The sequence below is a fragment of the Klebsiella sp. 1SOBk5mer genome, from assembly GCF_046603115.1.
Taxonomy (GTDB): Bacteria; Pseudomonadota; Gammaproteobacteria; order Enterobacterales; family Enterobacteriaceae; genus Klebsiella; species Klebsiella quasipneumoniae.
This window is the reverse complement of the sequence record NZ_JBKIUU010000003.1, coordinates 408,307-428,356: the sequence shown is the minus strand read 5'-3', so window position 1 is coordinate 428,356 and position 20,050 is coordinate 408,307. Positions and strand designations below refer to the sequence as shown.

21 protein-coding genes and 1 tRNA gene are annotated in these 20,050 nt (G+C 57.7%); 10 read left to right on the top strand and 12 right to left on the bottom strand.

The window, feature by feature from the left end:
* Positions 1-171 precede the first annotated feature (171 nt).
* Positions 172-259, bottom strand: a tRNA-Ser gene (locus ACLH1U_RS10990).
* A 268-nt stretch (positions 260-527) separates the two neighbouring features.
* Here ACLH1U_RS10990 and ghrA point away from each other — a divergent pair.
* From ghrA to ACLH1U_RS10960, 6 genes are all read left to right on the top strand, one after another.
* A complete protein-coding gene (ghrA, locus tag ACLH1U_RS10985) occupies positions 528-1,466 on the top strand; it encodes a glyoxylate/hydroxypyruvate reductase GhrA (protein ID WP_032452421.1) in 939 nt (312 codons plus the stop codon).
* Positions 1,467-1,554: 88 nt separating this feature from the next.
* Positions 1,555-2,292: a phosphatase gene (locus tag ACLH1U_RS10980; protein ID WP_004204525.1), complete on the top strand. Its 738-nt coding sequence runs from the start codon at positions 1,555-1,557 to the stop codon at positions 2,290-2,292.
* 22 nt (positions 2,293-2,314) lie between these two features.
* Positions 2,315-2,869 (top strand): molecular chaperone, encoded by a 555-nt coding sequence (locus tag ACLH1U_RS10975; protein ID WP_023289113.1) that lies wholly within the window; start codon positions 2,315-2,317, stop codon positions 2,867-2,869.
* Positions 2,870-2,972: 103 nt separating this feature from the next.
* Positions 2,973-3,455, top strand: coding sequence for a DUF1097 domain-containing protein (locus ACLH1U_RS10970; RefSeq protein WP_044522057.1), 483 nt, complete (start codon positions 2,973-2,975; stop codon positions 3,453-3,455).
* A gap of 151 nt (positions 3,456-3,606) precedes the next feature.
* Positions 3,607-4,134, top strand: coding sequence for an O-acetyl-ADP-ribose deacetylase (ymdB, locus tag ACLH1U_RS10965; protein ID WP_023289115.1), 528 nt, complete (start codon positions 3,607-3,609; stop codon positions 4,132-4,134).
* A 65-nt stretch (positions 4,135-4,199) separates the two neighbouring features.
* Positions 4,200-4,793 (top strand): TetR/AcrR family transcriptional regulator, encoded by a 594-nt coding sequence (locus ACLH1U_RS10960; protein WP_105491113.1) that lies wholly within the window; start codon positions 4,200-4,202, stop codon positions 4,791-4,793.
* A 34-nt stretch (positions 4,794-4,827) separates the two neighbouring features.
* On the opposite strand, the gene mdoC is transcribed toward ACLH1U_RS10960, so the two are convergent.
* Positions 4,828-5,988, bottom strand: a complete 1,161-nt coding sequence (gene mdoC / locus ACLH1U_RS10955) for a glucans biosynthesis protein MdoC (RefSeq protein ID WP_023289117.1) — start codon at positions 5,986-5,988, stop codon at positions 4,828-4,830.
* A 251-nt stretch (positions 5,989-6,239) separates the two neighbouring features.
* Here mdoC and mdoG point away from each other — a divergent pair, with 251 nt between their 5' ends.
* From mdoG to ACLH1U_RS10940, 3 genes are all read left to right on the top strand, one after another.
* Positions 6,240-7,793, top strand: coding sequence for a glucans biosynthesis protein MdoG (gene mdoG, locus ACLH1U_RS10950; protein ID WP_004140751.1), 1,554 nt, complete (start codon positions 6,240-6,242; stop codon positions 7,791-7,793).
* Positions 7,786-10,314 carry a glucans biosynthesis glucosyltransferase MdoH gene (gene mdoH, locus ACLH1U_RS10945; protein ID WP_032452426.1) on the top strand — a complete coding sequence of 843 codons (2,529 nt, stop codon included), beginning with the start codon at positions 7,786-7,788 and terminating at the stop codon, positions 10,312-10,314. Before mdoG ends, mdoH begins: the two co-directional genes overlap by 8 nt.
* Positions 10,315-10,380: 66 nt before the next feature.
* The gene (locus ACLH1U_RS10940; protein WP_004204534.1) at positions 10,381-10,608 is read left to right on the top strand and encodes a YceK/YidQ family lipoprotein; all 228 of its coding nucleotides are present in this window, start codon (positions 10,381-10,383) and stop codon (positions 10,606-10,608) included.
* Here ACLH1U_RS10940 and ACLH1U_RS10935 read toward each other — a convergent pair whose 3' ends face one another.
* The 3 genes from ACLH1U_RS10935 to ACLH1U_RS10925 form a co-directional block, all read right to left on the bottom strand.
* On the bottom strand, positions 10,609-10,995 hold the full coding sequence (locus ACLH1U_RS10935) for a MysB family protein (RefSeq protein ID WP_002898981.1): 387 nt from the start codon (positions 10,993-10,995) through the stop codon (positions 10,609-10,611).
* Between the two features lie 91 nt (positions 10,996-11,086).
* Positions 11,087-12,325, bottom strand: coding sequence for a multidrug efflux MFS transporter MdtG (gene mdtG / locus ACLH1U_RS10930; RefSeq protein WP_411299243.1), 1,239 nt, complete (start codon positions 12,323-12,325; stop codon positions 11,087-11,089).
* Between the two features lie 171 nt (positions 12,326-12,496).
* Complete coding sequence (locus ACLH1U_RS10925) at positions 12,497-13,417, bottom strand: Kdo(2)-lipid IV(A) acyltransferase (RefSeq protein WP_023289121.1); 921 nt, start codon at positions 13,415-13,417, stop codon at positions 12,497-12,499.
* Between the two features lie 204 nt (positions 13,418-13,621).
* Here ACLH1U_RS10925 and ACLH1U_RS10920 point away from each other — a divergent pair, with 204 nt between their 5' ends.
* Positions 13,622-14,686: a rhodanese-related sulfurtransferase gene (locus tag ACLH1U_RS10920; RefSeq protein ID WP_023289122.1), complete on the top strand. Its 1,065-nt coding sequence runs from the start codon at positions 13,622-13,624 to the stop codon at positions 14,684-14,686.
* Here ACLH1U_RS10920 and ACLH1U_RS10915 read toward each other — a convergent pair.
* The 7 genes from ACLH1U_RS10915 to mdtH all read right to left on the bottom strand — a co-directional run bounded on the left by ACLH1U_RS10915 (position 14,672) and on the right by mdtH (position 20,040).
* On the bottom strand, positions 14,672-14,785 hold the full coding sequence (locus tag ACLH1U_RS10915; RefSeq protein WP_004204539.1) for a DUF2770 family protein: 114 nt from the start codon (positions 14,783-14,785) through the stop codon (positions 14,672-14,674). The genes ACLH1U_RS10920 and ACLH1U_RS10915 overlap by 15 nt on opposite strands.
* A gap of 72 nt (positions 14,786-14,857) precedes the next feature.
* Positions 14,858-15,976, bottom strand: coding sequence for an N-methyl-L-tryptophan oxidase (solA, locus tag ACLH1U_RS10910; protein WP_101861890.1), 1,119 nt, complete (start codon positions 15,974-15,976; stop codon positions 14,858-14,860).
* 126 nt (positions 15,977-16,102) lie between these two features.
* Positions 16,103-16,357 carry a biofilm formation regulator BssS gene (gene bssS, locus ACLH1U_RS10905; protein WP_023289124.1) on the bottom strand — a complete coding sequence of 85 codons (255 nt, stop codon included), beginning with the start codon at positions 16,355-16,357 and terminating at the stop codon, positions 16,103-16,105.
* A 303-nt stretch (positions 16,358-16,660) separates the two neighbouring features.
* Positions 16,661-16,912, bottom strand: coding sequence for a DNA damage-inducible protein I (gene dinI, locus ACLH1U_RS10900; RefSeq protein WP_023289125.1), 252 nt, complete (start codon positions 16,910-16,912; stop codon positions 16,661-16,663).
* Positions 16,913-16,985: 73 nt separating this feature from the next.
* Positions 16,986-18,032, bottom strand: coding sequence for a dihydroorotase (gene pyrC, locus ACLH1U_RS10895; RefSeq protein ID WP_023289126.1), 1,047 nt, complete (start codon positions 18,030-18,032; stop codon positions 16,986-16,988).
* Between the two features lie 125 nt (positions 18,033-18,157).
* Positions 18,158-18,718: a lipoprotein gene (locus ACLH1U_RS10890; RefSeq protein WP_004204546.1), complete on the bottom strand. Its 561-nt coding sequence runs from the start codon at positions 18,716-18,718 to the stop codon at positions 18,158-18,160.
* A 113-nt stretch (positions 18,719-18,831) separates the two neighbouring features.
* On the bottom strand, positions 18,832-20,040 hold the full coding sequence (gene mdtH / locus ACLH1U_RS10885; RefSeq protein ID WP_411299242.1) for a multidrug efflux MFS transporter MdtH: 1,209 nt from the start codon (positions 20,038-20,040) through the stop codon (positions 18,832-18,834).
* Positions 20,041-20,050 lie beyond the last annotated feature (10 nt).

Genomic DNA, 20,050 nt, shown 5'->3' with positions numbered 1-20,050 from the left:
GGATTGACTCGCTTCGCTCGCCCCTGCGGGGCAGCCCGCTCGCAGGCTCGCGGTCTGTCCAACTGGCGTTGCCAGTTGTCGAACCCCGGTCGGGGGTTCTCATCCCCCCCCCCGGCGGGTGCCACATGCGAAAAAAAAGCCCGTACTTGCGTACGAGCTCTTCTTAAAATATGGCGGTGAGGGGGGGATTCGAACCCCCGATACGTTGCCGTATACACACTTTCCAGGCGTGCTCCTTCAGCCACTCGGACACCTCACCATATTGTCTTTCCCGTTGTTGTCGGGAACGGGCGCTAATGTAGGGAAATACGTATCGCCCGTCAATCAACTTTTTGCAAAATCAGCGCGTTTAGACAAACTTCGAACAACTTGCTCCTTAAACGTGCGAAATCCGTTTTTTTTGTCGCCACTCCCTTTTCACTTTGCGACAAGGGGAAATTTGCTATGCTGGCAAACCAATAGAAAACAATGAGTAAAATAAGACGCCAGCATTAACCTGCCCCGGGCGTTTGCTATCAGGAGCCCCTATGGAGATTATTTTTTACCATCCGACCTTTGATACCCAATACTGGATCCGAGAGCTGGAAAAGCAGTTACCCGGCGCGCGAGTGCGCGAATGGAAAGCGGGCGATAACCAGCCGGCGGACTATGCCCTGGTCTGGCATCCACCGGTAGAGATGCTGCAGGGCAGGGCGCTGAAGGCCGTGTTCGCCCTTGGGGCGGGGGTGGATTCGATCCTCAGTAAGCTGCGCGATCATCCGGATATGCTGCCCCTGTCGATCCCGCTGTTTCGTCTTGAAGATACCGGCATGGGACGGCAGATGCAGGAGTATGCGGTGAGCCAGGTTCTGCACTGGTTCCGCCGGTTCGATGACTATCAGGCGCAGAAGCTGGCGTCCCGCTGGCAGCCGTTGCCTGAGTATCTTGCCGACGATTTCACCGTCGGGATTATGGGCGCCGGCGTGCTGGGGGCGAAGGTGGCGGAAAGCCTGCAACCCTGGGGATTCCCGCTTCGCGTCTGGAGCCGTAGCCGCAAAGCCTGGCCGCAGGTGCAGAGCTTTGCCGGCCAGGCCGAGCTGGGCACATTCCTGCAGGGGACCCGCGTGCTGATCAACCTGCTGCCGAACACCGCTGAAACCGTCGGCATTATTAACCAGACGCTGCTGGCGCAGCTGCCGGATGAGAGCTATGTCCTAAACCTTGCCCGCGGCGTGCATGTCGTTGAAGAAGATCTGCTGGCGGCGCTGAACAGCGGTAAGCTCAAAGGGGCAATGCTCGATGTCTTCAGTCGCGAACCGTTGCCCCAGGAGAGCCCGCTTTGGGCGCACCCGCGGGTGGCCATGACTCCCCACGTGGCGGCAGTCACCCGCCCGATGGAGGCCATTGCCTACATCGCCGGGACCATTAGCCGCCTGGAGCGAGGGGAACCGGTTAGCGGTCAGGTCGATCGTCAGCGCGGTTATTAAGGTAAGCAAACCCCGCCACGGCGGGGTTTTTGCTAATCAAGCGCCCGGATTCCTGCTATTCTTGCGGCAAACAGAAGAGGAGAATGTGATGTATCCCGTTGACCTGCACATGCATACCGTCGCCAGCACCCACGCCTACAGCACCCTGCACGATTATATTGCGGAAGCAAAGCGTAAAGGGATCAAACTCTTCGCCATTACCGATCACGGCCCGGACATGGCGGATGCTCCGCACTACTGGCATTTCGTTAATATGCGCATCTGGCCCCGTCTGGTGGACGGTGTGGGGATCCTGCGCGGTATTGAATCGAATATTAAAAATATCGAAGGCGAGATCGACTGTTCCGGGCCGATGTTGACGTCGCTCGATCTGATCATCGCCGGATTCCACGAGCCGGTGTTTCCGCCGCAGGATAGCGCCACCCATACGCAGGCGATGATTGCCGCGATGGCCAGCGGTAAAGTGCATATGATTAGCCATCCGGGTAATCCGAAATTCCCGGTGGATATCCCGGCCATTGCCGAAGCGGCGGCCCGTTACCAGGTGGCGCTGGAGATCAATAACTCCTCTTTCGTTTCATCGCGCGTGGGCAGTGAAGATAACTGCCGGGCCATCGCCGCCGCGGTGCGCGACGCCGGAGGGTGGGTGGCGCTGGGCTCGGACTCTCACACTGCGTTTACCCTCGGAGAGTTTACCGAATGCCGCAAGATCCTCGATGCTGTCGATTTCCCGGAGGAGAGGATCCTCAACGTTTCTCCGCGTCGCCTGCTCGACTTCCTCGAGTCGCGTGGTATGCCGGCGATCCCGGAATTTGCTGACCTTTAATTTGTATAACTGGAATAACTGAATGAACGAGTTTTCAATCCTCTGCCGCGTGCTGGGTTCGCTGTATTACCGTCAACCGCAGGACCCGCTGCTGGTGCCGCTGTTTACCCTGATCCGCGAGGGCAAACTGGCCGCCAGCTGGCCGCTGGAACAGGACGAGCTGCTGGCGCGTCTGCAGAAAAGCTGTGAAATGCAGTCCCTGGCGACGGACTATAATGCGCTGTTCGTCGGTGAAGCCTGCAGCGTCCCGCCGTACCGCAGCGCGTGGGTGGAGGGTTCCTCGGAAGCGGAGGTCCGGGCTTTTCTGAGCGAGCATGGCATCCCGACGGGAGAAGGTCCGGCGGATCATCTCGGATCGCTGCTGCTGGCCGCCTCCTGGCTGGAGGATCATGCCACAGAAGAGCAGAGCGAGACGCTGGAGCGCCTGTTTGCCGACTATATCCTGCCGTGGTGCGGGACAATGCTGGGGAAAGTCGAAGCGCATGCGCACACAGCGTTCTGGCGCACGATGGCGCCGTTGACCCGCGACGCCATCGCCGCGATGTGGGACGAGCTTCAGGAAGAAGATGAGCAATAAAATGTGATTTAAGTCACTATTTTAATGTAACTGAAATTAGGTTCATTCATATAGTGTGTTTTAGATCGCATTCTTCCGGCGCGTATCTGCTAGGATACGCGCCATGAACATACTCTTCGCAATCGCATTAACGACGGGCATTCTCTCCGGGATTTGGGGATGGGTGGCGGTCGCCCTCGGCCTGCTGAGCTGGGCCGGTTTCCTCGGCTGTACCGCCTATTTCGCCTGCCCGCAGGGCGGTCTGAAAGGTCTGGCCATCTCCTCCTGTACGGTAATGAGCGGCGTGGTCTGGGCGTTGGTGATTATCCACGGTAGCGCGCTGGCCCCGCAGCTGCAGATCCTCAGCTATATGATGACCGGCGTCGTGGCCTTTCTGATGTGCATCCAGGCGCGACAGACGCTGCTGTCGTTTGTCCCCGGCACCTTTATCGGCGCCTGCGCGACCTTCGCGGCAGACGGCGACTGGCGTCTGGTTATCCCTTCTCTGGCGCTGGGCCTGGTCTTTGGCTATGCCATGAAAAATAGTGGCCTGTGGCTGGCGGCCCGTGCGGATAAGCATAAATCGTTCGCCAATGACAACGCCTGACGGCGGGACGATGATAGCAACAGGACCCTCAGAGTCCTGTTTTTTTTACCTTCTTGTCGCCGGCGCGGCGGGATAATCTTGCTCCCGGGGGCGGGTATGCCCTAGTATCGGCAGAAAGCCGTATCTACGCGCTATGCCGACAGGAGGAGAAATGGCTGTTCAACCTGAAGTAATTCTCGGCGATATTACGACGCTTGATGTCGATGTGATTGTGAATGCGGCAAACCCCTCGCTGCTGGGCGGCGGCGGGGTGGATGGCGCGATCCACCGGGCGGCCGGTCCCGCGCTGCTGGCGGCCTGCAAGCAGGTGTTGCAGCAGCAGGGCGAATGTCCCCCTGGTCATGCGGTGATCACGATGGCGGGCGATCTTCCCGCCAGCGCGGTGATCCACACCGTGGGCCCGGTCTGGCACGGCGGCGACCGCATGGAGGCGCAAACCCTGGCCGATGCCTACAAAAACAGCCTGCAGCTGGCGGCGGCAAACAATTATCGCTCCATTGCGTTTCCGGCGATCAGCACCGGCGTGTATGGCTATCCGAAAGAGGAAGCGGCGGCGATCGCCGTGCGCACCGTGACCGCGTTTCTCACCCGCTATAACCCGCTTGAACGGGTCCTGTTCGTCTGTTTCGACGAGGAAACGGCGGCTATCTATCGTCGCCTGCTGGCGGCATACCCCTGATTCCGCAGAATAGGCTATGATAACCGCCGGTATTGACAGGAATGATGGATTGCAGGAGGGAGCAGGTGTCGGAAGGAAAAGTACAGCAGAAGCAGCAGGCGCGCCGCGCGGAGATCGTTGCCGCTGCGCAAAGATGTTTTGCGGCAAAGGGATTGCATGGCGCCTCTGTCGCTGATATCGCCCGCGAGGCGGGCCTGAGCGTCGGTCAGCTGTATCGCATTTTTGCCAGCAAGGAAGCGATCATCGAAGCGATTGTCAGCGAAATCGTCAACGCCAGGGTCGGGGAGATGATCGATGAGAACCACAATCTGGCGCGCAAAGCGGCGGTGCTGGCCGGCAGGATCCCGACTTCGTCAGCCACCAAAAGCGACAATTATCTGTTGATGGAAATTAACGCCGAAGCCTCGCGTAACCCACGCTTGCGCGAGATCCTGGTGCAGGCCGATCGGAGGTTGAAAGAGGAGGGCGGCCGTTTGTCGCAGCGCTATCATCCCGGTCTCGGCGATGCGCGACGCAATGCTGCTTCAGAGCTCATCGCCGTTCTGACGGAGGGGGCAGCCTACCGTTGTGAGCTGAGCGCCTCCACTCCGGTCGATAAAGCGGATTTAGAAGCCCTGTATAATATGATCTTCGACCGGCTGTTTGATGAGCAAGCCTAGCGCGGCACGCCTGGCGTGCCGCAAAGGCTAAAGGTTAGCTGGCCGAGGCCGGGGTTTTTGCCGGTTTGCTCATGGGTTTACCGGAGAACAGGAAACGCAGCAGCGGAATACGCAGATGAATTTCATACAGGATCAGGGCAATCCCCACCACAAAAACCAACCCGCCAATAAAGCCTAAGGTATTCGACTTAATGGCCGGGGTGATCCACGCCCCGTACAGCAGCGTCAGCGGATGGTGCACCAGGTAAATAAACAGCGAAGCATTGACGAAGTAGGTCACCCGCGCCGACTGGAAATTCAGCAGGCGATGGCCGAGCGAGAAGATCACATTCACCATCCACAGCCCCAGCACCATGGTGATCACCGATTCCGTTTCATACATCCAACCGTCGCCAGATCCATACTGCTGGTTCAGGCGGTAAGCGATGAATCCCAGCAGTGACGCCACGCAACACCATGGCGACGGGGTGGTGAACATCGCCTTTAAGCGCGGGTTAATAAAGGTCTGCGCCCCCAGCACAAAGAAGGGCAGATAGAACAGCGTCTGCATGACCACAAAGTTAAACAGACCATTGCTCAGCAGGGGCGGGTAGATCACGAATAATGACCGACGGATCAGCGCGTAAAGCACCCCCAGCGCGAGGAAAATCATCGTCAGCTGGCCCATGGTGACAGTGTCACCGAATGCGTGAGCGCCCGGAGCCGGGCGGCGCGTCAGCCATTTAAACAGCACCACCCCCAGCGAGGTCAGCACCACCAGGACCAGCAAAAACCAGAGGTGGGAAATGAGCTCCCACGCCAGGGTGTTGAATTTGTCGTACCCCGAAAGGGTGTGCCAGTTTTCCGCCTTGCCGTTGACGTACTGCAGCATAATAAACTGCGGCAGCGTCAGCAGCGGGATGGCGGTGAGCATCGGAATACCGACCCGTTCGACGCGCACTTTCCACCACTTTTTCAGCGGGTAGCGCAGGAACAGCATGTAGGAGAAATAGCCGGAGATCACGAAGAAGACCTGCATGCGGAAGGCATGAATGAAATCATTAAACAACGTCAGCCACCACGAGGGCTCTGCGCTGTTGACATGCCAGCTATGGCTGGAATAAATCAGCGAAATGTGAAAAGGGATCCCCAGCAGCATCAGCCAGGCGCGGATGCTGTCGAAAAAATATTCACGCTGTACCGGAGTATTATTCATACGATTCACGACAATCTCAGATAATTCGTCTTATCACTCAAGATGATAACGCTTACATTATCAGCAACCCTACATGAACTCGGGGTACCTGTCTCCAGGATAAGCACGCAAAGTGCAAACGGGACTGCGAACTGTTTATTCCCTGCGCCGCTACGCTGAACAAAGCAGGGATTATGTTGTCGGATTGCCTGAGTTTCCATTAAAATAGATCGGATCGATTTAAGCACACAAAGGGGGAAGTGCTTACTTATATGAAACATAAACCACAGATGATGAAAATGCGTTGGTTAAGCGCAGCCGTAATGTTGTCCCTGTGTACTTCATCTGCATGGGCATTTAGCATTGATGACGTTGCAAAAGAGGCCAAAACGTTAGCCGGGAAAGGCTATGAAGCGCCAAAGAGTAACCTGCCCTCCGCTTTCCGCGACATGAAATACGCGGACTACCAGCAAATTCAGTTTAATCACGATAAAGCTTACTGGAATAACCAGAAAACCCCATTCAAGCTTGAATTTTACCATCAGGGTATGTACTTCGACACGCCGGTCACCATCAATGAAGTGACGGCCACCAGCGTGCGCAAAATTAAATATAGCCCGGACTATTTTAACTTTGGTAACGTTCAGCACGATAAAGACACGGTGAAAGACCTTGGTTTCGCCGGCTTCAAAGTACTGTATCCGATCAACAGCAAAGATAAGAACGATGAAATCGTCAGCATGCTCGGTGCCAGCTACTTCCGCGTGCTGGGTCAGGGTCAGGTATACGGTCTGTCCGCGCGCGGTCTGGCTATCGATACCGCGCTGCCATCCGGCGAAGAGTTCCCGCGTTTTCGTGAGTTCTGGATCGAGCGTCCAAAAGCTACCGACAAGCGTCTGACTATCTATGCGCTGCTGGATTCGCCGCGGGCAACCGGCGCTTATCGCTTTGTGATCATGCCGGGACGCGATACCGTGGTGGATGTCCAGTCCAAAGTTTATCTGCGTGACAAAGTGGGCAAACTGGGCGTGGCGCCGCTCACCAGTATGTTCCTGTTTGGTTCCAACCAGCCTTCTCCGGCGCTGAACTATCGTCCGGCGCTGCACGACTCCAATGGTCTGTCGATCCTGGCGGGCAACGGCGAGTGGATCTGGCGTCCGCTGAACAATCCGAAACACCTGGCCGTTAGCAGCTATGCGATGGAAAACCCGCAAGGGTTCGGCCTGCTGCAGCGCGGCCGTCAGTTCTCGCGCTTCGAGGACCTTGACGATCGTTATGACCTGCGCCCGAGCGCCTGGATCACCCCGAAAGGGGAGTGGGGCAAAGGGAAAATCGAACTGGTCGAAATCCCGACCAACGATGAAACCAACGATAACATCGTGACTTACTGGACGCCGGATCAGCTGCCGGAGCCGGGCAAGGAGATGAACTTCAAGTACACCATCACCTTCAGCCGCGATGAAGACAAGCTGCATGCGCCGGATAACGCGTACGTTATGCAGACCCGCCGCTCTACCGGCGATGTGAAGCAGTCGAACCTGATCCGCCAGCCGGACGGCACCATTGCTTTCATTGTCGACTTCACCGGCGCCGATATGAAAAAACTGCCAGCGGATACCCCGGTCGCCGCCCAGGCGAGCACCGGCGATAACGCTGAAATCGTTGAAAATACCGTGCGTTACAATCCGGTGACCAAAGGCTGGCGAATGATCCTGCGTTTGAAGGTGAAAGATCCGAAGAAAACGACGGAAATGCGCGCCGCACTGGTTAACGGCGATGACACGTTGAGCGAAACCTGGAGCTATCAGCTGCCTGCCAATGAATAAGATAACGAAGTACATTGACGCATTGCCGCTGTCGGACGCCGAGAAATCGGCGCTGCCGGACACCAGCCTGCAGGCCGTTCATCAGGCCCTGGATGACGAACATCAGACCTTCGCCCGCGAAGACGACTCCCCGCTGGGGTCGGTCAAGGCGCGGCTGGCGCACAGCTGGCCGGATTCGCTGTCTGGCGATCAGCTGGTGAAGGATGATGAAGGCCGCACCCAGCTGCATGCGATGCCGAAAGCCAAGCGCTCCTCGATGATCCCGGACCCGTGGCGTACCAACCCGGTTGGCCGCTTCTGGGACCGCCTGCGCGGACGCGATGTCACGCCGCGCTATCTCTCCCGCCTGACGCAAGAAGAGCGCGAGAGCGAGCAAAAATGGCGTACCGTCGGCACCATTCGTCGCTACATCCTGTTGCTGCTGACGCTGTCGCAGACCGTGGTGGCGACCTGGTACATGAAAACCATTCTGCCTTATCAGGGCTGGGCGCTGATCAACCCGGCCGATATGGTGGGGCAGAACCTGTGGGTCTCGTTCATGCAGCTGCTGCCGTACGTGTTGCAGAGCGGCATTCTGATCCTCTTCGCGGTGCTGTTCTGCTGGGTTTCCGCCGGCTTCTGGACAGCGTTAATGGGCTTCCTGCAGCTGTTGATCGGTCGCGATAAGTACAGTATTTCCGCCTCGACGGTCGGTGACGAACCGTTGAACCCGGCGCACCGTACGGCGCTTATTATGCCGATCTGTAATGAAGACGTTGACCGCGTGTTCGCCGGGCTGCGGGCGACCTGGGAGTCGGTGAAAGCCACCGGCAACGCCGCCCATTTCGACGTCTATATCCTCAGCGACAGCTATAACCCCGATATCTGTGTCGCTGAGCAAAAGGCGTGGATGGAGCTGATTGCCGAAGTACAGGGCGAAGGGCAGATCTTCTACCGTCGTCGTCGTCGTCGCGTGAAGCGTAAGAGCGGCAACATCGATGATTTCTGCCGCCGCTGGGGCAGCCAGTATAGCTACATGGTGGTGCTGGATGCTGACTCGGTGATGACCGGAGAGTGTCTGAGCAGCCTGGTGCGCCTGATGGAAGCGAACCCGAACGCCGGGATCATCCAGTCATCCCCGCGCGCCTCGGGCATGGACACGCTGTATGCGCGTTGCCAGCAGTTTGCCACCCGGGTGTATGGTCCGTTGTTTACGGCGGGTCTGCACTTCTGGCAGCTGGGGGAGTCCCACTACTGGGGACACAACGCCATTATCCGCGTGAAGCCGTTCATTGAGCACTGCGCGCTGGCGCCGCTGCCGGGCGAGGGCAACTTTGCCGGGTCGATTCTGTCGCACGACTTCGTTGAAGCCGCGCTGATGCGCCGCGCCGGCTGGGGCGTGTGGATTGCCTACGATCTGCCGGGCTCCTATGAAGAGCTGCCGCCGAACCTGCTGGACGAGCTGAAACGCGACCGCCGCTGGTGCCAGGGCAACCTGATGAACTTCCGCCTGTTCCTCGTGAGAGGGATGCACCCGGTGCACCGGGCGGTGTTCCTTACCGGCGTGATGTCCTACCTGTCGGCGCCGCTGTGGTTTATGTTCCTTGCCCTGTCGACAGCGTTGCAGGTGGTGCATGCCCTGACCGAGCCGCAGTACTTCCTGCAGCCGCGTCAGCTGTTCCCGGTGTGGCCGCAATGGCGTCCGGAGCTGGCTATTGCGCTGTTCGCCTCGACCATGGTGCTGCTGTTCCTGCCGAAGCTGCTGAGTATCATCCTGGTGTGGTGTAAGGGGCCGAAGGAGTACGGTGGATTTATCCGCGTGACGCTTTCCCTGCTGCTGGAGGTCCTGTTCTCGGTCCTGCTGGCGCCGGTGCGCATGCTGTTCCACACCGTCTTCGTGGTCAGCGCCTTCCTCGGCTGGGAAGTGGTGTGGAATTCGCCGCAGCGTGATGATGACTCCACGCCGTGGGGAGAAGCCTTTATGCGTCACGGCTCGCAGCTGCTGCTGGGGCTGGTATGGGCGGTCGGAATGGCATGGCTGGATCTGCGCTTCCTGTTCTGGCTGGCGCCGATTGTCGTATCGCTGATCCTGTCGCCGTTCGTGTCGGCGATCTCCAGCCGGGCGACCGTGGGCCTGCGCACCAAGCGCTGGAAGCTGTTCCTGATCCCGGAAGAGTATTCGCCGCCGCAGGTGCTCAAGGATACCGATGCGTACCTGACGCTGAACCGTCAGCGTTCGCTGGACGATGGCTTTATGCACGCGGTGTTTAACCCGTCGTTTAACGCCCTCGCGACCGCGATGGCCACTGCGCGCCACCGTCAGGGTCATATCCTGGAGATCGCCCGCGAGCGCCATGTCGAGCAGGCGCTGAATGAAACGCCGGATAAGCTGAACCGCGATCGTCGACTGGTGCTGTTGAGCGACCCGGTAACCATGTCGCGTCTGCACTATCGCGTATGGGCCGCGCCGGAGAAATACTCTTCGTGGGTGAACGCCTATCAGCAGCTGGCGCTTAACCCGCTGGCGCTGAAAACGAAATAAGCCGTACGTTAAGGAAAATACCGGCAGCGATGCCGGTATTTTTTTATCTGAAACACGAGGTTGTGGATGCGAATACTACCTATCATTGCCATGGCGCTGCTGCTTAGCGGCTGCGGCAGCATTATTAGCCGGACGGTGCCCGGGCAGGGGCATGGCAATCAATATTACCCGGGCGTGCAGTGGGACGTTCGCGATTCAGGATGGCGCTATCTCACCATTCTGGACCTGCCGTTCTCGCTGGTTTTCGATACGCTGCTGCTGCCGCTGGACGCCAGCCACGGGCCCTATAACTGATTAACGCTCGTCCCACTCGTCGGCCGCCGTCTGTCCCTCTTCGGTGTCCAGCGAGGGCTCGAGCTGGAATTCACCTTCATCCCACTCATGAAGCGTATTTTCCTCCAGCCACTCCTGACGCAGCTCTATCTCATCATAATCCCCATCGAAGACGCTCTGCGCGGCTTCGCCGCTGAGCATCGGTAAGCATTCGCCTTGTTCCTCTTCGTCAGCAAAAAATTCGGCCTGCCAGGCGATATCGCCATCCTGCAGCACATACTTTTGAATATTGAGCTGCTCAACGTTAGCGCTCTCTTCATCGCTGTCAGGGTTGTTGGCGAGAAATTCTTCACGTGCTGCATCAATAGCTTCTTCGAGCGTAGCATAGAACATCGAATCCTTTGGCATAGCGAATCTCCTGAGAAGAATATGAATTGAACACGATTCAATCTATAGAAGGCGCCAGGCAAAGCGTCAAGGGGCTGAGCCCCTCAGGACGTTAATTTAGTGAATGGCGGTCGGGCTGCGAGGCGTCCGCGGCTGGCCGGCGCAGGCTGAGGGTCGAATAGATCGCGTTAAACAACACCACTCCTGCGGTGACAAGGAAGACGGCGCGAAAGCCGTAGTTGGCGGAAACTGAGGCGCCGATCAGGGGGCCGGTGACGTTGCCAATATCACGAAATGACTGGTTATAGCTGAAGATCCGCCCGGAGATCTGGCTGGTGGAGTTATACACCAGCAGGGTTTGCACCGCCGGCAGCAGCGCGCCGTCCGCGGCGCCGAGCAGGAATCGCAGGATACCTAACTGCAGCGGGGTCTGGACGAACGACATCGGGATCAGCAACAGCACCGAGATAATCAGCGCCACGATGAGGATTTTTTCCGGTCCGATACGATCCCCCAGTTTGCCCAGACGAGGGGCGCTCATCAGGGCGGCAATGCCCGGCACCGAGGCGATCATCCCGCTGATAAAGGCGATATTGCTGACGTTACCCGCCAGATCGCGCACGTAAAGCGTCAGGATCGGCGCAATGGAGCCGGTGGCGACCTGGATGATCAGCGAGGTGACAAACAGGCTGAGCACCAGTTTCGGATTCTGCAGCGAGGAGAACACCGCCTTCGCGCTGAGCATCTCTTTTTTGGCGATCGGAACAAAATTTTCACGGATTAAAAACAGGGTAAACAGGAAGCAGATAAACAGCACCGCCGCGGTCATAAAGAAGACAGTACGCAGGCCCCAGTGGTCGGCCAGGAAGCCACCCGCCAGCGGGCCGAGCAGGGCGCCGCTTACCGCGCCGGTTGACAGCGTGCCCAGCGCCCAGCCGCTTTTATGGCGCGGGATCTGGGTGGCAATCAGGGCGTTGGCATTGGGAATAAAGCCCCCCAGCAGGCCGAGCAGCGCGCGCAGTAGCAGAAACTGCCAGATATTCTGCGCCATCCCCATCAACATCATGACGATGGCCATCCCGAGGGCTGAACGCAGCAGCATGATTTTACGTCCCTTGCGGTCAGCAAGTCCGCCCCAGAACGGCGAGGCGATGGCGGAGAAGAGAAAAGTGATGCTAAAGACCAGCCCGGACCACATGTTGAGGGCGCTATGCCCGGTGACGCCGAGTTGTTCGACGTAGAGCGGCAGAAAGGGCATGACCAGGCTGAAGGCGGCGCCGGTTAAAAAGCAGCCAAGCCAGGTGACGGTCAGGTTTCGTTTCCAGTTAATGGGGGTATCAGCAGACGACATAGGGTTCCACTGGCCTGCGCGGCAGGTCAAATTAAGAGAAAATATGAGCCTGCTAATTATGCGCCTGGGAAATAAATGCCGCAATGGAGGAGAGCTTTTAAAGCTAAAGCAGAGCGTAAAGCCTGAGCGCTGGGGATTCCCGGCCGGGAGGCGCGCGGCCGGGAAAGAGGTTCAGTAGCGGGAGGGCATCCCCTCGGGGCGGGTTTTAAAGCGGCGATGGAGCCACATATATTGTTCCGGGGCCATCATAATGCACTGCTCTACGATCTTATTCATCCACGCAGCGGTGGTTTCCGCGTCGTCCAGCGGCGGGGAGCACTCTGGCGGCAGGATAATCAGTTCATAACCTTTACCGTCCGGTTTACGGCGTGGAACAAAGGGCACGATGCAGGCTTTGGACATTTTCGCCAGCATCCAGGTGCCGGAGGTGGTCGCCGCCTGGTCTACGGCAAAAAGTGGGGCGAAGACGCTGGCGGTCGGGCCGTAATCATGATCCGGCGCGTACCACACCACGTCGCCTTTTTTCAGCGCGCGGATCATGCCTTTCAGATCTTTGCGGTCGATCATGTCCTTGTTGGAGCGCAGTCGGCCCCAGGTCTGCAGCCAGTCGATGACCGGGTTATCGTTGGGACGATAGACGCCAATCCCCGGCTCGTTCATACCGAACATCCGCGCGCCCATTTCCAGTGTCAGGAAATGAATGCCGATCAGCAGAATGCCGCGCTGCTGCGCCTGCACAGCGCGAATATGCTCAAAGCCGATGGTGTCGGTCCAGCGGGCGATACGGCGAACCGGCCAGAACCAGGCCATACCGGTCTCCATCAGCCCCATACCCACCGATTCAAAGTTCATCACCACCATCCGGTGACGTTCCTGCTCGCTTTTCTCGGGGAAGCAGAGCTCAAGGTTGCGATAGGCGATCTTCGCCCGGCGCTTCATAAATCGCATGGCCAGCCGGCCGATGGCGTTCCCGAGGCGGTAGATCAGCGGGTAGGGCAGTTGGACAACCAGCCACAGCAGGCCGATACCCAGCCACAGCAGCCAATAGCGCGGATGCAGCAGCGCCGGAGAAAATTTAGGCAAATGAGTCATTTCATACCCGTATCAGTGAGCAACATCTTATATTATCGCATTTTTTTACCGGCCAGCCAAAGGCGGCGACAGCCACATCGTTTTGTTAAGTGGGGGGCGACCGGTGAGAAAAATGTAGCGTAAAATGTAGGGATGTAAATTAATAAGCTTTGCTATATCATGCCCGCCGTTTATTTCCTCATTTCTATGTCGAGCAGGTACACCATGCCAGTGTTACACAACCGCATTTCAAATGAGACGTTAAAGGCGCAAATGCTGGCTGAAACCGAGCCGCGCACGACGATCTCATTCTATAAATATTTCACCATTGTCGATCCGCAAGCGACCCGCGATGCGCTGTGGGTTGCCTTAACCCAGTTGAAAGTCTTTGGCCGCATCTATCTGGCCCGGGAAGGGATCAACGCGCAAATCAGCGTGCCGGAAAGCAACGTTGAAGCCCTGCGTGAGTTTCTCAATGGCTTCGATCCGGCGCTGGCGGGGCTGCGTTTCAATATCGCTCTCGAGGACGACGGTAAATCGTTCTGGGTGCTACGTCTGAAAGTGCGCGACCGCATCGTTGCCGACGGCATCGACGATCCCTCTTTCGACGCCTCCAACGTCGGAGACTATCTCAAGGCGGCGGAGGTCAACGCGATGCTTGACGATCCGGATGCCGTGTTTATCGATATGCGCAACCACTATGAATATGAGGTGGGCCATTTCGAAAACGCGCTGGAGATCCCAGCGGATACCTTCCGCGACCAGTTGCCGAAAGCCGTTGAAATGATGCAGGACCATAAAGACAAGAAAATTGTCATGTATTGCACCGGTGGTATTCGCTGTGAAAAAGCCAGCGCCTGGATGAAGCATAACGGCTTCAATAAGGTCTGGCACATCGAGGGTGGCATCATTGAGTACGCCCGCCGCGCCCGTGAGCAGGGGCTGCCGGTGCGTTTCATTGGCAAAAACTTTGTCTTTGATGAACGGATGGGCGAGCGGATCTCCAATGACGTTATCGCGCACTGTCATCAGTGCGGCGCGCCGTGCGACACCCATACCAACTGCCTGAATGATGGCTGCCATCTGTTGTTTATCCAGTGCCCGAGCTGTGCCGAGAAGTTTGCCGGCTGCTGTAGCGAAGCCTGCATGGAAGAGCATAAGCTGCCGGAAGAGGAGCAGCGTCAGCTGCGCGCCGGGCGTGAAAACGGCAATAAAATCTTTAATAAATCCCGTGGCCGGCTGAATACCAAACTCGGGATCCTCGATCCTGAGCCGTCAGAAAAACCATAACCAGACAAGATCGATGATCGCCAGCAGCAGCCAGAGCGCCAGGTAGATCATAAAGTGCTCGCGGACGTTATTGACCAGCAAATTAAACAGGCGACGCATAACCGCTCTCAATCACTAACGGCCTCGACAGAGGCCGTTTTTTTTGCCCGACGGCAAAAGTGCCGCATTCCATTACGCGTTAAAGCGCGCCAGCGAGAAGGGCGCCAGGTTGAAGCTCGAAGTTTCGCCCTGAGCAAACTGACTGGCAATTTCCCCCAGCACCGGGGCAAACTTAAAGCCGTGCCCGCTCAGACCGGTGATGAGCAGCGTGTCTGGTCTGCCGGGTAACGCATCGATAATAAAGTCTTCATCGACGGTATTATCGTAGGTACAGGAGGCGCCGTGCAGGCAGCCGCCGATCCCGGGCAGGACGTTACGCAAAAACGGAAACGATTCGGAGCCATCGCTGGCGACAGCGCCAAACGCCACTCGCTCCTGCGGCATGGAGATCGGCTGACCGCCGTTATGCTTGCCAATCTTCAGCTCGTTATCTTCCGCCGGGAAACCGTAGTATTGATCGCCGTTGGGCAACTCGCCGGTGAAGGCCGGGAAGTGATTCTTGCTGCTGTAACGGCCATCGGCCTGGTACCAGGCGAACACCTTGCGTACCGGCTGGATGGGGAGGTCCGGAAGCAGGCGGGTGACCCAGGTCCCGGCGCTGACCAGCAGCTTTTTACCATGATATTCACCGTCGAGGGTATCGATGGTGACCCCATCTGCATGGTGATGAATAGCCGAGACCGGGCAGTTAAATAGCTGCGCGCAGCCCGCTTCACGCGCCAGACGGATCCAGGTTTCCACGGCCAGTTCGCTGCGCAGTACGCCGGAAGCGGGTTCAAAAATCGCCCGATAGTCATCGGGGAGGCGTATCTCCGGCCAGCGCTGCATCACGGCCTGGGCATCCAGCTCTTCCACCTCAAGCTGGAACGCACGGGCGCTGGCGGCAACGTTGGCGAGGAAAGGGGAGCTGGCGGGGCCGAGGTTTATGACGCCGGTGCGTTCAAACACGGCTTCGCCACTGATCTCGGCCAGTTCATCCCACAGCTGCTGGGCGCGCAGCACCAGCGGAACATATTTTTCACCTTCGCCATAGGCGTGACGGATAAGACGGCTGCTGCCGTGATGGCTGCCTTCCTGGTGAGGAGGCTGATGGGCATCGGTCATCAGAACATTGAGTCCGGCACGACGCGCATAATAGCCAGCGGCGGCGCCGACGGAGCCGCTGCCGATAATGATAAGATCGTATTGCATGGTGAGTTCCGGGTAATTGCCTTGTTAGCAGGGTAATTAACTCCCTGTGCTTATACAAGCCCGAAAATAATTCAGGCACCCGCAGGTGCCTGTTAAGCTTATTGTTAAGTCATTCCGCGTGCCGCGTTAATGTCTGCGGTACTCGTTTTCCTGGTATTCGCCAGATTCAATTTTCGCAATGCCTGCTTCCAGGATTGAAATAAACTGACGTGCGACGTCCGTCGTTAGCCATAGCGTCTGGCCTATCTCAGCATCATGACTGTTTTCTTGAGCGGGGTTCTGGTAGTGCAGGCGCAACATCAGCGCATCGTAGCTATCAACGGTGCTGATGTCCCATCCAACGAGGGGATGGGTCTGAATGACTTCATTATTTTTTTCCATCATAACCCCTTATTCATATGTTAAAAGACAACAATTCTCGAGGTTTAATGCATGTTTTTTGAAGCAAGTTAATTATATCAGGGATCAAGAATAAACTCGAGAAATTAAATGAAAGGCAGCATGATTTTCTTGTTTTGCCGCTTTTTTACTCAAGATAAGCGTGCAAAACGGCCATTATAGTCGATATTAAGCAGAATAATCAGGAATATTCTGAACATGAGAAGAGGATAAAAAAGCCGGGGCGACCCGGCAAAGAAAAGCACAATGAGGGAGCAAACCAGAGTAACTGGATCCCGCCATGCTTCAGGAGAGGTCGTGGACAAACCAGTCGTCCGCGCTTTCCCAGGTTTCTTGCAGGATTTCGCTTATCCGGTCTTTGTCTTCTTTCAGGCCGCCGAACACCGAGAGCTGATTGCCCGTGGCGTAGCGGACGCTCACCTGGCTGTCGATGGCCGGGAACTGTTCGGCGATACGGCGAGAGAGTTCGTTATTCAGCGCTTCCAGCGCGCCGTTGGGTAAGGCGGTCGTTTTGGCGATAGAGACTTCAATGCGCATAATTGCCCCCTGTGTTTGATACTGGTTATTTATACAGTATCTGGTGAGCATTGACAACAGGGGGCCGCGTTTTTTATCGCTTCATGGTCCAGCGGACGGTTTCACCTGCCAGGAACGGCACCAGGGTGTCATTGGGCAACGCAATACTGTCGACGACGGTCGTCTCTTCACGCACCAGTTCAACATAGCTTTCATTGACCGGCAGACCGTAAAAGCGCGGGCCGTTCAGCGAGCAGAAGGCCTCAAAGTGCTGCAGAGCGTTCATTTCTTCAAATACGGTGGCGTAGCTGCCGAGGGCGGTCGGGGCGTTGAAGCAGCCGGCGCAGCCGCAGCTGGCTTCTTTACGATGGCGGGCATGCGGCGCGGAGTCGGTGCCAAGGAAGACGCGGCTAAAGCCGCTGGCGACCAGTTCGCGCAGTGCCTGCTGATGAATATTGCGTTTGAGTACCGGCAGGCAGTACAAGTGAGGACGAATACCGCCGACCAGCATATGGTTACGGTTGAACATCAGATGCTGCGGGGTGATAGTGGCCGCCAGCAGTTCATTGCCGTCACGCACATACTCGGCGGCATCTTTGGTGGTGATATGCTCAAAGACCACCTTCAGGCCGGGCAGGCGCTGGCGCAGCGGCTCCATCACGGTTTCAATAAAGCGCGCTTCGCGGTCGAAAATATCAATCTCGGCGTGGGTGACTTCGCCATGTACCAGCAGCGGCATCCCCAGTTTTTCCATCCGCTCCAGCACCGGCATAATGGCGTCGGTGCTGGTGACGCCGTGGCTGGAGTTGGTGGTGGCATTGGCCGGGTAAAGCTTGGCGGCGGTGAACACGCCTTCGTTAAAGCCGCGCTCCAGCTCCGCCGGGTCGAGGGAGTCTGTCAGATAGCAGGTCATCAGCGGGGTAAAATCGTGCCCGGCCGGGACGGCGTCCATAATGCGCTGGCGATAGGCGATAGCCGCCGCGACGGTGGTGACAGGCGGCACCAGATTCGGCATCACGATCGCCCGGCCATAAAACTCACTGGTATAAGGCACGACGGTTTTCAGCATATCGTCATCACGCAGATGGATATGCCAGTCGTCTGGGCGGCGGATTTTCAATACCTGGGATTGTGCTGTCATGGAAGGCTCCGGCTAATAGGTTCAGTCATCAGGGCTGTTTTTTGCCGGGCACTAAGGATAAGCGTAAACGTTTTCCTTTGCACTCATTTCCGTAAAAAATTGAGGGCGCCGCGGCGCCCTGGAGATTAATTGGTAAAGGGGATGACAATCTCGCCCGGCTTCACCTCTATGCCTTTGGCGTATTTCTTCGCCAGCGCTTCACCGGTGCTGGCGTCCTCACGCAGGACATAGGCAGGCTGCTGGCTGAAGTAACTGCGCAGCGACTGATTCAGATAGGGGAGCAGGGCCTGAATGACCGACTGCAGTTTCTCGGGCGCCACTTTGGCATCCACCACCTCCATTTCCTGCAGGAAGATGGCGCCTTTCTCTCTGTCAAAGGTTGGCAGCGCTTTGAGCTTCAGATCGATCGTCGCTTTCTGCGTGCCGAACAGGGAGTTCAGGTCGACGTTAGCGATCCCGGTCAGCGTGACTTTGCCCGGCTCCTCGCGCCCGATGGCGCTGGTGAGGTTCTGCAGTTCGATATGGGCGTCGGCAACGCCTTTCAGACCAATATCTTTGGCAAAATGGTTTCGCTTCTGCAGGGCCTGGTTAATCTCCTGCTCGCTTACTGTGTATTGGGTCAGCTGATTACAGCCGCTCAGCAGGCCGCTGACAATCAGCGCGGCGGCGATCAAAATCTTTTTCATGGGGGTCCTCTGGCTCATATCTTCATTCATCCTGACACAAAGCATCATGACCTGTCAGCACCCTCGATACCAGCAGAATAGGCTGAAAGCAGGAGAAACCGCCGCCGCGCGCATCAGGTCCGCGGCTCCAGCATGCCGGAGGCAGAGCGTTTCGGACTAAACTGCCACCACAGCGCCAGGAAGGTGATAACCCCGATGGCCCCGAGCATCAGCCACGGCAGCTCGGGCTGACCCGCGGCCTTACCGGCATCGAACAGCCAGCCGCCGCCCGCATATCCCAGCGCGCCGCCAAAGGCGAGCCCCAGGCGGCTGAAGCCCATATAGCTGCCGCGCGCCCGGGCGTCCGCCAGCGAGGCGCCCAGCGTCTCCCGGGCGGGTTCGGCAATGATGGAGCCGATGTAAAACAGGCAGATCAGGGTAAACAGCTGTTGCAAACTGCTGGTCATGCCGATGGGGAGCATGGCCAGAGTCATCACCAGCAGACCGGCCATCAGCCGGTGCTCAAGGCGAAAACGTTTTTCGCTCCAGCGGGCAATGGGATAGAGCAGGGTCAGCGAAATGGTGGCTTCGATGGCGTACATCCACTTCACGGCGGCCGGCGAGCCGGCGATGTCATTCACCATGATCGGCAGCATCAGCATCACCTGCACCGCCAGCATGTAATAGCCCGTCAGCGTCAGGACATAGGTGACGAAGCGCTTGTCCCGCAGCACCCGGCCCAGCCCCTCGCGGATCGGCGTTTTCACCGTCGAGAGCTTCCATGCCGGCAGATACCAGGCGTTAAATGCCGCGCAGGCGATAAACAGCGCGGCGCCGGCGCTGCACACCAGGCGGAAATCATACTGCAGCAGCCAGCTGCCCAGCAGCGCGCCAATCACCGCGCCGGCGCTATCCTGCATCATCAGGATGGAGAAAAAGCGGCCGCGCTGATGCGGGCGCACCAGCTTAACCACCAGCGCCGCCCGCGGCGGATCGAACAGCGTGCCGCCGAGCCCGGAAAGTATGCACGAGAACCACAGCACCCACGGCTCATGGGCGACGGCCATCGCCGCGAAGCCGCCGGCGCGCATCAGCATACCGGTGACGATCATCGGTTTGGCGCCGAAGCGGTCGGCGATAGCGCCGCCAAAGATACCTAATCCCTGCTGCACCAACTGGCGCAGGCCGAGCGCGATGCCGACCATCAGCGCCGCCCAGCCCATCTGATCGACAAAGCGGATGGAAATCAGCGGGAAGACGACAAAAAAGCCCAACACGACCAGCATGTTATCGATTAACAGGAAATATTTACCCAGGCTCCTTGCCTGCGAGACGCGGGACATTTCCCCTCCA